Annotated in this window: 16 protein-coding genes; 7 read left to right on the top strand and 9 right to left on the bottom strand. The window is 61.5% G+C overall.

Annotation, left to right across the window (positions count from 1 at the left end):
• Positions 1–84 precede the first annotated feature (84 nt).
• Entirely contained in the window at positions 85–936 is an 852-nt protein-coding gene (locus tag J2Y90_RS21455) for a CAP domain-containing protein (RefSeq protein WP_253502924.1), read from the bottom strand.
• Positions 937–1,134: 198 nt separating this feature from the next.
• Between J2Y90_RS21455 and J2Y90_RS21450 the strand changes: the two genes are divergently transcribed.
• Complete coding sequence (locus J2Y90_RS21450; RefSeq protein WP_253502922.1) at positions 1,135–1,755, top strand: cell wall hydrolase; 621 nt, start codon at positions 1,135–1,137, stop codon at positions 1,753–1,755.
• Here the strand turns inward: J2Y90_RS21450 and J2Y90_RS21445 are convergent.
• A complete protein-coding gene (locus J2Y90_RS21445; RefSeq protein ID WP_064363540.1) occupies positions 1,752–2,465 on the bottom strand; it encodes a murein L,D-transpeptidase catalytic domain family protein in 714 nt (237 codons plus the stop codon). The genes J2Y90_RS21450 and J2Y90_RS21445 overlap by 4 nt on opposite strands.
• A gap of 153 nt (positions 2,466–2,618) precedes the next feature.
• Between J2Y90_RS21445 and J2Y90_RS21440 the strand changes: the two genes are divergently transcribed.
• Positions 2,619–4,235 carry a L,D-transpeptidase family protein gene (locus tag J2Y90_RS21440; protein ID WP_253502919.1) on the top strand — a complete coding sequence of 539 codons (1,617 nt, stop codon included), beginning with the start codon at positions 2,619–2,621 and terminating at the stop codon, positions 4,233–4,235.
• 86 nt (positions 4,236–4,321) lie between these two features.
• Here J2Y90_RS21440 and J2Y90_RS21435 read toward each other — a convergent pair whose 3' ends face one another.
• The 4 genes from J2Y90_RS21435 to J2Y90_RS21420 form a co-directional block, all read right to left on the bottom strand.
• The gene (locus J2Y90_RS21435) at positions 4,322–5,164 is read right to left on the bottom strand and encodes an NAD-dependent protein deacetylase (protein ID WP_253502917.1); all 843 of its coding nucleotides are present in this window, start codon (positions 5,162–5,164) and stop codon (positions 4,322–4,324) included.
• A 54-nt stretch (positions 5,165–5,218) separates the two neighbouring features.
• Positions 5,219–6,265: a class I SAM-dependent methyltransferase gene (locus tag J2Y90_RS21430; RefSeq protein WP_253502914.1), complete on the bottom strand. Its 1,047-nt coding sequence runs from the start codon at positions 6,263–6,265 to the stop codon at positions 5,219–5,221.
• A gap of 150 nt (positions 6,266–6,415) precedes the next feature.
• On the bottom strand, positions 6,416–7,726 hold the full coding sequence (locus tag J2Y90_RS21425; protein WP_253502911.1) for an ATP-binding protein: 1,311 nt from the start codon (positions 7,724–7,726) through the stop codon (positions 6,416–6,418).
• Entirely contained in the window at positions 7,723–8,463 is a 741-nt protein-coding gene (locus J2Y90_RS21420; protein WP_253502908.1) for a response regulator, read from the bottom strand. The genes J2Y90_RS21425 and J2Y90_RS21420 overlap by 4 nt, the downstream gene beginning before the upstream one ends.
• 297 nt (positions 8,464–8,760) lie before the next feature.
• Here J2Y90_RS21420 and J2Y90_RS21415 point away from each other — a divergent pair, with 297 nt between their 5' ends.
• From J2Y90_RS21415 to J2Y90_RS21405, 3 genes are all read left to right on the top strand, one after another.
• Complete coding sequence (locus J2Y90_RS21415; protein ID WP_016775158.1) at positions 8,761–9,024, top strand: DUF2790 domain-containing protein; 264 nt, start codon at positions 8,761–8,763, stop codon at positions 9,022–9,024.
• A 33-nt stretch (positions 9,025–9,057) separates the two neighbouring features.
• Entirely contained in the window at positions 9,058–9,438 is a 381-nt protein-coding gene (locus J2Y90_RS21410) for a hypothetical protein (protein ID WP_253502905.1), read from the top strand.
• Between the two features lie 91 nt (positions 9,439–9,529).
• Entirely contained in the window at positions 9,530–10,741 is a 1,212-nt protein-coding gene (locus J2Y90_RS21405) for a cytochrome c biogenesis protein DipZ (RefSeq protein ID WP_253502902.1), read from the top strand.
• A gap of 16 nt (positions 10,742–10,757) precedes the next feature.
• On the opposite strand, the gene J2Y90_RS21400 is transcribed toward J2Y90_RS21405, so the two are convergent.
• Positions 10,758–11,219 (bottom strand): GNAT family N-acetyltransferase, encoded by a 462-nt coding sequence (locus tag J2Y90_RS21400; protein ID WP_253502899.1) that lies wholly within the window; start codon positions 11,217–11,219, stop codon positions 10,758–10,760.
• A 230-nt stretch (positions 11,220–11,449) separates the two neighbouring features.
• Between J2Y90_RS21400 and J2Y90_RS21395 the strand changes: the two genes are divergently transcribed.
• Complete coding sequence (locus tag J2Y90_RS21395) at positions 11,450–12,262, top strand: class I SAM-dependent methyltransferase (protein WP_253502896.1); 813 nt, start codon at positions 11,450–11,452, stop codon at positions 12,260–12,262.
• A gap of 127 nt (positions 12,263–12,389) precedes the next feature.
• On the opposite strand, the gene pcsA is transcribed toward J2Y90_RS21395, so the two are convergent.
• Entirely contained in the window at positions 12,390–13,106 is a 717-nt protein-coding gene (pcsA, locus tag J2Y90_RS21390) for a phosphatidylcholine synthase (protein ID WP_253502893.1), read from the bottom strand.
• Between the two features lie 259 nt (positions 13,107–13,365).
• Between pcsA and J2Y90_RS21385 the strand changes: the two genes are divergently transcribed.
• Positions 13,366–14,103 (top strand): tellurite resistance TerB family protein, encoded by a 738-nt coding sequence (locus J2Y90_RS21385; RefSeq protein WP_253502891.1) that lies wholly within the window; start codon positions 13,366–13,368, stop codon positions 14,101–14,103.
• A gap of 650 nt (positions 14,104–14,753) precedes the next feature.
• Here J2Y90_RS21385 and J2Y90_RS21380 read toward each other — a convergent pair.
• On the bottom strand, positions 14,754–15,212 hold the full coding sequence (locus J2Y90_RS21380; RefSeq protein WP_253502888.1) for an REP-associated tyrosine transposase: 459 nt from the start codon (positions 15,210–15,212) through the stop codon (positions 14,754–14,756).
• Between the last annotated feature and the right edge of the window lie 43 nt (positions 15,213–15,255).

Genomic DNA, 15,255 nt, shown 5'->3' with positions numbered 1-15,255 from the left:
GCGCAGACCGCGCAGGGTAGGCTGCGCTCGCCACGCCGTCCAATCACTCTGGCTGACCGAGTGATTGACGGCGTCGATGATGCCTTACGGTGCGCCGAACATCGCCGTCCAGTAAATGCCGGCGTTGCTTTTCGGATCGGTTGCGTACGCGGCGCCCAGTTCCTGGTATTGCGGGTTCATCACGTTGGCGCAATGACCGGGGCTGGCGAGCCAGCCGTCGACGACTTTGCCGACGGTGTCTTGCCCGGCGGCAATGTTTTCACCGACCAGTTGCCCGCTGTAGCCGGACAGCTCGGCACGGTCGCCGGGCGTGCGGCCGTCGCGGTCCTTGTGGTCGAGATAATTGTTGTTGGCCATGTCGCGGCTGTGATCCTGGGCAACGCTGCCCAGGGTGGCGTTCCAGGTCAGCGGTGCTGCCGCCGCGAAGGACTGGCCGCCGCACTGGCGCGCCTGGCTGCGCGCGGTATTGAGTTGCGCCAGCAGCTTTTGCCCTTCGCTTTGTGCATCGCCGAGTTTCGCCGTCAGCAACGGCCGCGCGAGGACAATGCGCCAGTCGCGGTCGACGCGGTTGACGCCGACATCGACAAATTGTGGATCGAGCACCACCTGGCAAAAGCTTTCCTTGATGGCCTGCATTGCCGCCGCTGCATCGCGCGGGCCGTTGAGGGTGATCGCCTGCACGTTGACCATCGGGTAGTGGGCGCTGGTCATGGCCTGCTGCAGATCGACCGCGCCACTGGCCGGCAGGCGCAGGCGCGGATCGGCCGACAGCGGTGGCAACTCGTTTGACGCCTGCGTGCCGCAACGCTGTGGCTGGCTGCGATAGCTGTTGATCGACTCGATCAATTGCAATTCATCGGCGGCCAGCGCCGAAGCGGCGAATACCACGCCCAGCGACAATGCGGCGCAACGCAAAACGGACGGCATGAAGCGCATGGAAATCTCCCTTGAGCTGAATGCGCCCATGATGCGCGAAAGGCCCCCGATGGGTGAATGTCTTTTTCTTTGCGGTGGATTTTTTTCTGCGCTGGTGCGCCCGCACATTTGCTCGCTACACTCTGCGAAGACCCCGCAAACCGGGCGTCTCACCAACGTAACATCTTGCCCCGGGCGGGCGCTGACGGAAGAAACGATATGGGATTGAGAGGCTTGGCGGGCGGTTTGTTGTGTATCGTTTTTGCCGGTGCAGCATGGGCCGGCGCTCAGGCGCCGATCGAGGCCAAGGCGGAACAGAAAGCCGAGGTGCTTGAAGAGAAAGCGGCGGATAAGGTCAGCGCCGCGCCGGCGCCGAAATCCGAAGCCATCACGCCCACCGAAGCGCAGGCCGTAGACCCGGCCGGTGCCGCGCCACTGGACGATCCGCTGACCTGTCTGGCGCGCAGCATTTATTGGGAAGCCAAAGGCAAGGACACCCCGGAAATGGAGGCCGTCGCCAGCGTGGTGATGAATCGGCTAGGCCATGAAGGCTTTCCCGACACGGTGTGCGCGGTGGTCAAGCAAGGTTCGGAAAGCGGCAATTGCCAGTTTTCCTGGTGGTGCGATGGCAAGCCTGATCAGGTCAAGGAAGATGCCGAATACACGCTGGCCAAGGAAATCGCCGGCAAGGCGTTGAATCGCCAGCTCAAGGACCGCACCCGCGGCGCCCTGTATTTTCACGATCGCGGCGTACACCCGAGCTGGGCCAAGGCCTATCGCAATACGGCGCGGACCGGCAGGTTCCTGTTCTACAAACCTGCCGGCGGCGACGCGCGTTAACTGGCGTGGGTGTTGAGAATGCTCGCCACCTGCTGCGGCTGGCAGTTCAGGTACGGTGACTTTTGCAGCCAGCGCTGATCCGGGTACCAGGAAAACATGAACTGGCCGTTCTTCAGGCGATCGATCACCTGTTTGGCGATCTGCGGCCGCACGGCGGGGCAACCCTGACTGCGGCCGATGCGGCCCTGACGCTTGCTCCACAACGGGTTCACGTAACTGGCGGCATGAATCACGATCGCGCGATCGCGGGCCAGATCATTGAAGCCGGGCTCGAGGCCGTCCATGCGCAGCGAATAACCGTGGGTGCCTTCGTAGCTTTCCTGGGTGCGGAACAGGCCGAGGCTGGACTGATAACTGCCTTCGCGGTTGGAAAACTGCGTGGCGAAGTTTTCCCCGGAATTCGAACCATGGGCAACCAGATCGCGCAGCACCAGCTTCTGTTTGCTCAGGTCAAAGATCCACAGTCGACGTTCGGTGGACGGTTGCGAATAGTCGATGATCGCCAGATGCCGCGAGGGCTTTGCGCCGTTGTTGACCGCGCACTGCATGGCGTTCAATGCGCCTTTGAGCGCTTGGGGATTGAGTTCCGGCGCGGCGTGGGCGAGGCTGTTGTAGAGAACCGGCGATGGCTTGCCGGCGGCAAATACTGGGCTGGTCACGGCGACAAGGGTCGCGGTGCTCAACAGAAGTCGGCGCAAAAACGTCAACATTTTATAAAGTGTCCTCAACTTGCTACATAAACGGCACTTTGGCTCCTGACTCCCAGTCAATACCCGCAGGCTCCGAGGCTGGAGCCTGACTGTTCAGCGCACCTGATGTAAGGTTGGCCGTCATCTGGACGGCCATGGATTGGAGTAAAGCAGTTGTTCAAAAAGTACGCATGCTACTTGAGCATTTGTTTGCTCGCTGCGCCGTTTGTCGCTTGCGCCGATGAGCCGCTGCCCCCGCTGGAAACCCTGCCGACGCCTGAAACGCAACTGCCGGTAGAGCCGCGCAGCCCGTTGCAGGCCGTGTTGATCAGCCTGGCGCAGTCGTGCCCGACGATTGCTCCGCGCCTCAACGGCCCGGCGCTGAGTCAATTGCAGGCCTTCTATGAGCAGCACGACTGGATGCCGGTGTGGGCGGGCGAGTCTGCACGATTGCCGGCATTGCGCGCGCAATTGCAGCTGTTGGCGGATGATGGGTTGAATCCGAGTCGCTACGCCGTGGCCACAACACCGCCGCAGGATGGCGAGTTGTGCGCCGACATCGACATCAGCCGCAACTACCTGCAGGCCTTGCAGGATCTGCATTACGGCCGTCTGTTGCAATCGCATTTCGAGCCGCTGTGGCGTGTCGACGGCCCGCCGACCGATCGTCAGGCGCAATTGCTCAGCATTGCCGTGCCGGGCATGAACGATATTGCTGCGGCGTTCGACCTGGCGCGTCCGCATCTGCCGCAATATCAAAGTCTGCGTCAGCTGTATGCCGCGCAACGCTTGCAGGCCTTGCCGCAATGGCAACCGGTGGGCAATGGTCCGCTGCTGCGCCCGGCGATGGAAGACCCGCGCGTGCCGGAACTGGCGCAGCGTCTGTACAGCGAAGGCTATCTGGCCCACGCGCTGGTGACGCCGGACAACGCCTACGATGACGTCCTGGTGGAGGCGGTGAAGCATTTTCAGGCCAGTCACTCGTTGCAGGCTGACGGCGTGGTCGGACCGGGCACGATTGCCGAGCTGAACATCAGCCCGCTGACCCGCCGCGATCAGTTGCGCGTCAATCTCGAACGTTTCCGCTGGATGGCCCAGGACTTGGAGCCCAGTGGGCTGGTGGTCAATGTCGCGGCCGCTGAGCTGACGCTGTATCAGGGCGGTCAATCGGTCTGGCAGACTCGCACCCAGGTCGGCCGCGCGGAACGCCAGACACCGCTGCTCAAGTCCCGTGTCACTCGACTGACGCTGAACCCGACCTGGACCGTGCCGCCGACCATCTGGAAAGAAGACAAACTGCCGGAAATCCGCAAGGACCAGACCTTCCTCAGCCGCCAGAACCTGCAAGTCCTCGACGCCAACGGCCAGCCCCTGGCGGCAGCGGACATCGACTGGGACAATCCCGGCAACATCCTCCTGCGCCAGGACGCCGGCCCGCGCAATCCGCTGGGGCAAATGGTCATCCGTTTCCCCAACCCGTTCTCGGTGTACCTGCACGACACGCCGAGCAAGGCGCTGTTTGACAAAGGCCCAAGGGCGTTCAGCTCCGGTTGCGTGCGGGTCGAGCACCCGCTGCAACTGCGCGATCTGCTGCTGTCCCCGGCAGAAAAGACCCGCACCGATACTTTGCTGGCAACCGGTACCACTCATGAATTTCGCTTGTCGGCACCGGTGCCGATCCTGATGACCTACTGGACGGCGCAGGTCGACAGCAGCGGCCATGTGCGTTACGCGCCGGACATCTACAGCCGCGACAGCGCGTTGCTGGCGGGGCTGGATCGGGCGCATTGAGTCAGAACACCTCGGTCAGTCCCCTCTCCCTCGGGAGAGGGCTAGGGTGAGGGGCCGATTTCAAGCCGAACCCAATACACAAAATTTCACCGCCCCAGCTTCTCCACCAACCAAGGCAAAAGCGCCTCACACGACCCTTCAATCTTCAAATCCAGCAAATCATCCGCCCGGGTCTTGCCCAGATTGATCGCCATCAACGGCTTGCCACGCTCGGCAATCACCCGGCACAAACGAAACGCCGAATACGCCATCAACGATGATCCCACCACCAGCAACCCCGCCGCATTCTCGGCAGCGGCCATGGCCCGCGCCGCCGTCGCTTGCGCCACGTTCTCGCCGAAAAACACCACATCCGGTTTCATCCGCTCACCCGCGCAATGCGGGCACTGCGGCACCAGGAAGCGCGCTTCGAAGGCAGGGTCGAGCAAGGTATCGCCATCCGGCGCCTGCACCGCATCAACGCCACTCAGATAGGGATTCTGTGCCTCCATCTGGCGCTGGATCTCGTCGCGCTCGCTGCGTTGCCCGCAATCCAGGCACAGCACTCGATGCAGGCTGCCGTGCAGTTCGATCACATCGTGGCTGCCGGCCTGATCGTGCAAGGTGTCGACGTTCTGCGTGATCAAGTCGCTGATCCGGTCACGCTGCTGCAATGTCGCCAGCGCCTCATGCGCTGCATTCGGCCGGGCCTGACGCACGCGCGGCCAGCCGAGCATGGCCCGCGCCCAATAGCGACGGCGCGATTGTGGGGCAGAAAGGAATTCCTGATACATCATCGGTTGCCGCCCGCGACGTACGCCGTCGCTGTCGCGGTAGTCCGGAATTCCCGATGGCGTGCTGATGCCGGCGCCGGTCAGGACGAGAAACTTATCCTCGGCCATGGCCTGCAACAGCGTATCGAGGTGTTCGCGGATCGGACTATCGAGCATGCTCAGCACTCCAGAATGGGCAGTGCTCGCAGGTTAGCACGCGATCCGCGCGGGTTACTTGCGCGCCTCCAGTATCAGGTTGAACGGTGTCTGCGTGGCGCGACGGAACTGCTTGAACCCGGCCTCGGTGAAGACTTTGCGCAGGCGCAGTTCACCGGCCTGTGCACCGAGTCCGAGGCCGACTTCCTGTGACAGCGAATTGGGTGTGCAGATAAACGTCGAAGCCGCATAGAACAGGCGCCCGACAGCGTTGAGATTGTCGTCGAGTTTGTCGTTGGCGAACGGTTCGACCAGCAACACCGTGCCGTCGTCTTTCAGTGACGCATAAGCGTGGCGGGCGGCGCCGACCGGGTCGCCCATGTCGTGCAGGCAGTCGAAAAAGCAGATCAGGTCGTAGTCGCCGCCGGGATAGTTTTTTGCCGTGCCCTCGAAAAATCTGGCGCGGTTGCCCACGCCACCTTCTTCGGCGCGTTGCGTGGCGACGGTGACGGAGGGCGCGTGGAAGTCAAAGCCGACAAACTGCGACCTGGGAAACGCCTGGGCCATGATCACCGTCGAGGCGCCGTGGCCGCAGCCGATGTCGGCAACCTTGGCGCCGCGCTCCAGTTTGGCTACCACGCCGTCCAGCGCCGGCAGCCATTCGGCTATCAGGTGACCTTTGTAGCCGGGGCGGAAAAAACGTTCGGTGCCGCTGAACATGCACGGATGGTGATCGCCCCAGGACAGCGCGCCATTGCCGCGCATGGCCTTGACCAGTTTGTCCTTGTCATGGAAAAACGATGCGACCACGCCGAGTCCGCCGGCGACATACACCGGCGAATCCTCCACGGCCAGCGCCAAGGCCTGTTCTTCCGGCAAGCGAAACTGACCGTCAAGGTGCTCCATGTAGCCGGACGCGGCGTGGGCGCTGAGCCATTCGCGCACCAGGCGGGGATTGCAGGTGGTTTTTGCTGCAAGGGCTTCGGGGCTGATCGGTTGGCTGTCGGCCATCGCGCGGTACAGACCGAGTTCTTCACCGACGATGACATTGGCCAGCATCGCCGCGCCGCCCATGTCGTTGACCAGTTTGCCCATGAATTCGTTGAGCTTCGCCTCATTCATCACGTGTGCTCCTGAAACAGGATCACCGTCCGGCGGCGTTGAATGTCGAGGCAGGCGCCACCGGGCGGTGGTCACGGATAGGGGCAGGGCACAGCAGAAGTCCTGCGGCCCCCTCGACTGGGTAATGAATGAGTCTAGTCGGTGTTTTTCTCAGCGTGGCAGCGGCAACCTCAGTTCCGCGCACAACCCGCCGCCTTCACGATTGCTCAACAGCAGCGAGCCACCCAGCGCCAGCGCCAATTGCTGGGCGATCGCCAGCCCGAGCCCGGTGCCGCCGGTGTCGCGGTTGCGCGAATTTTCTACGCGGTAGAACGGTTCCAGCACCTGCGCCAGTTCGGCCTCGGCGATGCCCGGGCCGCGATCGAGGACTTTCACCGACAGGCTGTTGCCCTGCGCTTCGACCTGCAGCTGCGCGGCACCGGCGAATTTCAGGGCGTTGTCGGTCAGGTTCACCAGGACCCGGCGCAGCGCTTGCGGACGGGTTTCGATCACCGCCTTGCTCTTGCCGCCGAGCTGCACGTCCTTGCCCATGTCCTGATAGTCGAAGACCAGGCTGTCGAGGAACGAGTCAAGATCGGTGCGCCGGCTCTCTTCGGTGGCGCCGTGCACGCTGCGGGCATACGCCACACCTTCGCGCACCAGATGTTCGATCTCGCCGAGGTCGCTGCTCAGTTTGTCTTTCTCCACCGAGTCGTCCATGAACTCTGCGCGCAATTTCATCCGCGTGATCGGCGTTTGCAGGTCGTGGGAAATCGCGGCGAGCAGTTGCATGCGTTCTTTCAGGTAGGCGGCGATGCGCGTTTGCATGGCGTTGAACGCCCGTGCGGCGTGGACGACTTCGGTCGGCCCTTGCTCGTCGAGTTTGATCGGGTGGGCGTTGGGGTCGAGGGTTTCCACCGCATTGGCCAGGCGGGTGAGGGGACGAATGGCGATGCGCACGGCCAGCCAGGTGCAGAGGATCAGCAGCGCCAGTTGGCCCAGCAGCACCACCGGCAACCACGGTGACAGTGGCACCATCGCCGGACGGATGTCGATGGTCACCGGGCTACCGTCGCTCAGGCGCAGATGGCCCTGGAAATGTCGTCTCGGACCGCCGGGAACCTCGGTAAACACTAATGGATAAGTGTCGCCGATGGCCGCGGTAATCGAGGCAATGGCAACGGACTCTTCAGCCGAGGTCACCGGCATGCCCGGTTCGCCCTCATTGAGCAGGTAGCCGTAATTGCGCCGGGCCAGGCGCGGTAACCAGGCCTCGCGCTCGGCGGCGGGCAGGCGATCGAGGATCGCCATCGAGGTCGAGACGTCGGTTTCGAGGTTACCGAGCATGGTGGTTTTGGCACTTTGATAACGCTCGTAATACTGCGCGCCGAACGACAGGCCCTGCGCGAGGATCAGCCCGATCAGGAAAATCAGCGACAGGCGCGAGGCGAGGGTGCGCGGCCATTGCAGTTTGAGTTTCATGCCGGCGCCCCGAGCAGCTCGACCGGCAGCGAAAACACATAACCTTCACTGCGCACGGTCTTGATATAGGCCGGCTCGCGGGCATCATCCAGCAGGCGTTGGCGCAAGCGGCTGACCAGCAGATCGATGGAGCGGTCGAACAGATCGGCCTCGCGGCCCTGGGTCAGATTGAGCAGCTGATCGCGGCTGAGCACCCGTTGCGGATGGTCGAGAAACACCCGCAGCAAGCGGTATTCGGCGCCGCTGAGGGCGACCATGGTGCCGTCGCTGTCGAGCAGATGCCGGGCCGAGGTGTCCAGTTGCCAACGACCGAAGGCCAGCAGGCGTCCGGCTTCGGTGACCACCAGGTTCGGCGGCAACATGCGGGTGCGGCGCAACACCGCGTTGATCCGCGCCAGCAACTCACGTGCGGCGAAGGGTTTGCTCAGGTAATCGTCGGCGCCCATTTCCAGACCGATGATGCGGTCGGTCTCATCGTTGCGCGCGGTGAGCATCAGCACCGGCGTCGCCTTGTGTTTGCCCACGCGCAATTCGCGGCACAGCTGCAGGCCATCGTCGCCAGGCATCATGATGTCGAGCACGATCAGGTCGACCGTATTGGCATCCAGGAAGCTGCGCATCTGCCGGCCATCGGCGACCACTGTCGTGCGCAGGCCGTTTTTCTTCAGGTAGTTGCCTACCAGTTCACGGATCTCGCGGTCGTCATCGACGATGAGAATGTGATCGACATGTTCCATCGGTTCAAGCCTCTGTCAAAGGGGGAATGCCGTGCAGTCTATAGCGCCGTTGACCGCACGCCTGCCTGCCTTTGTATTGCAGTGTATCTGCCCTGACGGCGGATACACGCCGACGCAAAAACGCGATTTTCTGCGGGTTTTGTATCGCTGTGTATCTACACAAGGCGTGGATACACAACGAGTGATTCTCGTCGTTTCCTGACACAGACGCGATACCTCGGGGGCCTCAAATAGGCTCCATCGAGGCACACACAGATCGCCTCGGCTCAAACCCACTGAAGCCTTGAGGACACCACCATGAACAACAAATCCGTATTCGCCGCCTGCCTGTTCGCCGCTCTGAACATCTGCACCCTGTCGGCCCACGCCGAAGCTGACGTCAGCCGGCAAACCTACACCTACGGCACCCATCTGGATATCCAGAAAGTGCTGTCGATGACTGAAGACACTTCAGTGACCTGCGGCATCACCGAGGCGCGCATGACCTACCTCGATTCCGCTGGCAAAACCCGCGAGCTGGATTACAGCAAATTCGCTGACGGCTGCAACAACCAGAACTGAGTCATCCTCACTTTTTCTGCAAGGAGTTTTGCCATGAACAACGTCTCGCGCTTTCTGACCGCAGCAGCCTTTGCTTTCACCGGTGCCGCCGCCCACGCCAACAGTGCCGTGGAGCAGAGCAGTTGCGCCAGCAGCACCTGCTTCCAGCTGAGCACAGTGGCGAAGGAGGGCAGCGATGCACTGATCGCCGCTGACGGCTCCAGCCGCACGCCGCAGGGCCAGACCCTCGCCGCTGACGGATCGAGCCGTACACCGCAAGGCCAGATGGTTGCCGCTGACGGCTCCAGCCGTACACCGCAGGGCCAGACGCTTGCCGCTGACGGTTCCAGCCGCACGCCGCAGGGCCAACTGGTCGCGGAAAACGGTGCCAGTCGCACGCCACAAGCGCAGTTGCTGGACGGCCAGAACGCATGAGCCACGGCGTAAATAAAGCAGGCTAGCGAGGGCGCGTTTCCCTCGCTGCCTGGTTGCGTGCCCAGCCCCCCACATTCAAGGTGACCCCGTCATGTACCTCATCGCATTTCTCGGCGGTCTGCTGACCGTCCTCAGTCCGTGCATCCTGCCGGTGGTGCCGTTTCTGTTCGCTGGCGCCAACCGTACACGTTCCTCGATCCTGCTCACCCTCGCCGGCATGGCGCTGACCTTTGCGCTGATCTCCAGCCTAGCCGTGGTCAGCAGCGAGTGGGTGATTCAGGCCAGCAACACCGGCCGCCACGTTGCTTTGTTCGTCATGGTGCTGTTCGCCCTGTCGCTGATCTCGGCCCGCGTCGGTGACTGGCTGACCAAGCCCTTCGTGGCGCTGGGCAATCGTCTTGATCCGGACACCCGTAAACGTGCGGGACCGATGGGCTCGATCATGCTCGGCGTCGCCACCGGTCTTTTGTGGGCGCCGTGTGCCGGGCCGATCCTTGGAGTGATTCTCACCGGCGCGATGCTGCAAGGTGCCAATGCGCAGACCAGTCTGTTGCTGCTGGCTTACGGCGCTGGCAGTGCGTTGTCGCTGGGCACGTTGATCTTCGCCGGGCGCGGTCTGGTCAATCGGCTGAAACCATCGATCCCGTTCAGTGGCTGGTTGCGCCGTGGTGCCGGAGTTGCGGTGCTCGCTACAGTCGCGGTGATAGCAACGGGCGTCGACAAGACTTTGCTTGCCAGCACCTCTTCGGAAGGCGTGGCCAGCGTCGAGAAAAACGTCCTGGAGAACGTGCCGAAAGTGGTCGACTACTTTGTCAGCAAGGTCCGCGCCGATTCGATGACGGACCAGGCTCAAGGCACAATGCCTTCGCTGTCAGGCGCTGTGCAGTGGCTCAACTCACCGGAGCTGAACGCCGAATCCCTGCGCGGCAAAGTGGTGCTGGTGGACTTCTGGACCTACGACTGCATCAATTGCCAGCACACCCTGCCGTACGTCAAGGACTGGGCGCAGAAATACGAGAAGGACGGCCTGGTGGTGATCGGCGTGCATACGCCGGAGTATGGCTACGAGCGGATCATCGACAACGTCAGGGATCAGGTGAAAAAACTCGGCATCACCTACCCGGTAGCGATCGACAACGACTATGCGATCTGGCGCAACTTCGACAACCAATACTGGCCGGCGCATTACCTGATCGATGCCAAGGGGCAGGTGCGTTACAGCCACTTCGGTGAAGGTCGCTATGCGGAGCAGGAGCAGATGATCAAGCAGTTGCTGGAGGAGGCGAAAGCACCTGCAGCCTGATCAAAAAAACAATGGCTCACAGGTCGCGGACCATGAGCCATTGTTGTTTTTCCCACGCGTGGAAACGCTCCAATAGCTGCCAACCGCGTTTGCCGTAGTAGTCGTGTTTGTCTTGCGTGTGCAAGTACAAACGCGACACCCCACGCTGCTTTGCTGCGTCGCAAATCCCTTCAATCAGTTGCTCAGCCAGGCCTTGCCCGCGCGCCTCAGGGTCGACGAATACGCAGGCAAGCCATGGGCCGAGATCGGCGCGATCGGCCAAGTCGTTGCGAGCGAGTGCAGCACCACCGAGCAGTCGTTCGCCGTCCATGGCAATCAGGCACGACCATTCGCCGTTGCTTTGGCCTTCGGCAAATTCGCGCTGCCATTGAGCCAGGGGCTGGTCGGCGTACTCGTAGTGGAATTGTTGGTGAATCCACGCCGCGTAGCGATCGCTGTGTTGCATGTGCGCGGCGAGCCAGTCGAGGTGCAGTGACATCGGTCGAGTCCTTTGCGTAGGCGAGCCCGCATCAGAAACCAATCCCGCGACGCTGGCAATGCGCAAGGTGTATCAGGGGCTTGACAGATTCCCGCCGCTCATCGGCAAAGTGCCCGGTTTACGGGGTTGCCGGACGATTGACAGGGACGCCGGGCAGCCTCGGCGCGATAGTGAGCAAGCACGGTCCGCGTCGCAGCCTGTGCATTCTCTCTGCCACGGAGCTCGCTGTCATGAGTACCCCGATTGATCTCACTGCCCTGAAGGAACGTCAGAAAGTCGCTTGGGCCAGTGGCGACTACGCCGTGATCGGCACCACATTGCAAATCGTCGGCGAAAGCCTCGCCGAGGCCTGCGATCTGCGCTGCGATGAACAGGTGTTGGATGTCGCTGCTGGCAACGGCAATGCAACCCTGGCAGCGGCGCGGCGCGGGTGTGTAGTGACCTCGACCGATTACGTGGCGGCGCTGCTGGAGCGTGGTCAGGATCGCGCCCGGGCCGAGCATCTGGAGGTGATTTTTCAGGTGGCCGATGCCGAGGCGCTGCCGTTTCCCGATGAAAGCTACGACGCCGTGTTGTCGACGTTCGGCGTGATGTTCGCGCCTGACCAGGTCACCGCCGCTGCCGAGCTGGGGCGGGTCTGTCGTCGGGGCGGGCGGATCGGTATGGCGAACTGGACGCCGGAGGGCTTCGTCGGGCAGATGTTCAAGATCCTCGGTCAGCATCTGCCACCGCCTGCGGTTGCACAGCCTCCCTCGAATTGGGGCTCGGATGCGTGGCTGCACAAGCAGTTCGATGATCGCGATTTTGTCGTACGCGTGACGCGCAACCACTTCAACTTCCGTTACCGCTCGGCAGCGCATTTCATTGACATCTTTCGGCACTGGTACGGGCCGGTGCACAAGGCTTTTGCGGTGTTGTCGCCGGAGGCTGGGCAGGCGCTGGAGGATGATCTGATGGAGTTGCTCAATCGCTCGAATCGGGCGGGGGACGAGTCGCTGGTGGTGCCGAGTGAATATCTGGAAGTGGTGATTACCAAACGTTAGTTCTGGAGAAATGAACATCCCCTGCAGGAGTGAGCCTGCTCGCGATAGCGGTGTGTCAGCTGAACATCATTCGACTGACACACCGCTATCGCGAGCAGGCTCACTCCTACAGGGGGAGGTGTTTATTTCAATGGCCGCGATCAAACCACTCCAGCGCCGTGCGCCAGATGCAGATCCCCAGGAAGTAAGCCGACATCAGCAACCACAAACCCATCACCATCGGGTTGACCACCGGGTGATTGAGCACCAGCGACAAACTGCACAGCAGCCAGATCGCGGTGACGGCAATGTTGATCGGCATGAAGCGGCGCACGCGGAACGGGTGCAGGAACTTCATCCGTGTCACCGTCAGCAACGCCAGACCTATCACTGTCAGGAAGGTGATCCACGGCCCCGGGCCAATGATGTACAGACACAACGCAACCACGTTCCATGCCGCCGGGAAACCGACAAAATAGTTGTCCTTGCTCTTCATGTTGACGTTGCAGAAGCAGAACAGCGACGACACCAGAATCACCGATACCGTCAGCAACAGGGTGTAATCGGGCAGGGGAATGTAGCGGTAGATAAACAGTGCCGGGATGAACACATACGTCAGGTAATCGATCACCAGATCGAGGACCGAACCGTCGAAACTCGGCAACACCGATTGCACGTTGACCTTGCGTGCCAATGCGCCGTCGAGACCGTCGACGATCAGGGCCACGCCCAGCCACATCAAACAATGGATCGGCTGGTTCTCCAGCAGAGCGAGGGTCGCGAGGAAGGCGGTGACCACGCCGGTCGCGGTAAAACCATGGGCGCCCCATGCTTTCAGCCTGGCGATGTGTACGGTGGATATCACGGGGGCGTTCTCCAGAAAGTGAAGCAAGCCGGGTATCGCCCATCGTCAGGAAGGGCGTCGGCAAACCGGGTCGGGTTGCAGCTATCGACCGGTTTCGCCGGGATAAGGTTCACCACCCTTGAATCTTAGCTGGCTTGCGGAAAATTTCTCGGGTGGCAATTCATCGATTATCCGGCGTCAGCCCAACGGTGCTGGCGCGATGGCCGCGTCGGTCTATCGTTGCCTGACGCAATCGGGCCGGGGCCCTGAGGATGACATCATGAACACCAGCGATTTGCTTGAACAACTGCTGCGAGGCCAGGCCTCGGCGGGGCAACAACGAGGGGCTTCGGCCCCAGATGGTCTGGGCGGATTGCTCGGTGGCCTGTTGGGCGGCGGCAGTCCGACCGGCGCGGGGGGCGCGGCTGCTTCGGGTGGCCTCGGTGGTCTGGGTGGTTTATTGGGTGGCTTGCTCGGCGGTGGCGGGTTGGGAAGCGCCCTCGGTGGCGGCAGCCGCAGCCGTTCCGGCGGCACCCATTACGCGGCCCTCGCTTCGCTGGGCATGATGGCCTACAAAGCGTATCAAGCGTGGCAACGCAGCCAGGCCAGCAAGGCGCCGCAAGAGCTGCCACAGACCGCCGACCTGCTCGCCGGCCCGCAAATCGAAACCCACAGCCACGCGGTACTGCGCGCCTTGATCGCCGCTGCCAAGGCCGACGGACGTATCGACGACGCAGAGAAGCACCTGATCGGCAGCGAAATCGGCAAACACACCGCGGATCCGCAGTTGCAGCAATGGCTCGACGCCGAAGTCGCCAAACCGCTGGACCCTGGTGAAGTCGCGCAATCTGCCGAAGGCGATCCCGCCGTAGCCGCCGAAATGTATCTGGCCAGCGTCATGCTGGTGGACGACCAACAGGATGCCGACCGCAGCTATCTCGACGAGCTGGCCGCGGCCTTACAGATCGATCCAGACCTGCAGGTGCATCTGGAAAAACAGGCGAAAGGACAAGCCTGAAGCAACGTCAAAAGATCGCAGCCTTCGGCAGCTCCTACATTTGGAATACGGTGCACCTGTAGGAGCTGCCGAAGGCTGCGATCTTTTGATCTTCAGAGCCAAATGGCATCACCAAAAGGTTAATCGCCCAGGCGCGCAACAAAACCAGCTCGCACAGTATTCCTGCCGCACAAAGCGCAGCGTTTTCACGGTCCAGAAAGATCGCAGCCTTCGGCAGCTCCTACCTTTGAAATACGGTGCACCGGTAGGAGCTGCCGAAGGCTGCGATCTTTTGATCTTCAGAGCCAGGTGGCATCACCAAAAGGTTAATCGCCCAGGCGAGCAACAAAACCAGCTCGCACGGTATTCCTGCCGCACAAAGCGCAGCGTTTTCACGATCCATAAAGATCGCAGCCTTCGGCAGCTCCTACCTTTGAAATACGGTGCAACTGTAGGAGCTGCCGAAGGCTGCGATCTTTTGATCTTCAGAGCCAGGTGGCATCACCAAAAGGTTAATCGCCCAAGCGAGCAACAAAAACAGCTCGCATAGTATTCCTGCCGCACAAAGCGCAGCGTTTTCACGGTCCAGAAAGATCGCAGCCTTCGGCAGCTCCTACATTTGGAATACGGTGCAACTGTAGGAGCTGCCGAAGGCTGCGATCTTTTGATCTTCAAAGCCAGATTGCGTCCCACAGCGGGTAGTCCCCGAGGCGCGCCACCAGACCGGCTCGCACAGGATTCTTGACGACGTAGAGCGCAGCGGCTTTGAGATCTTCATCCCGCCTCAAGGCGCGGTCGTAATACCCTCGCTGCCATAATCGTCCCTGGCGGCCATGTCTTCGGTTGTACGCCTGGCAACTTCGCGATTTAACGCGACAAATCAAATCTGCAAGCGAGCCCTCATTAAGCTCAACGAGCCAATGCAGGTGGTCTGGCATTACGACCCAAGCCAGAGAGGTGGCTAACCCGGCTTCACTGCACCGTCTCAAGTCGTTTACCACCAATCTACCGTCGTGCCAGTTGGCAAAAACACGCTCACGTTGATTAACCACTGCTGTAAGCAGATAAATTCTTCCGGTTTCAGAGTACCGTCCCTTTCTCAGACGACAGGCTTTTGCAGCAGCAGGCATTCCATAGCCTCCCTTTCAAGATCCTGAAAAAACCTTAGCGTCT

It is taken from the genome of Pseudomonas koreensis (assembly GCF_024169245.1).
In the GTDB taxonomy this organism is placed as follows: domain Bacteria; phylum Pseudomonadota; class Gammaproteobacteria; order Pseudomonadales; family Pseudomonadaceae; genus Aquipseudomonas; species Aquipseudomonas koreensis_F.
This window is presented reverse-complemented; position numbering and strand designations above follow the sequence as displayed.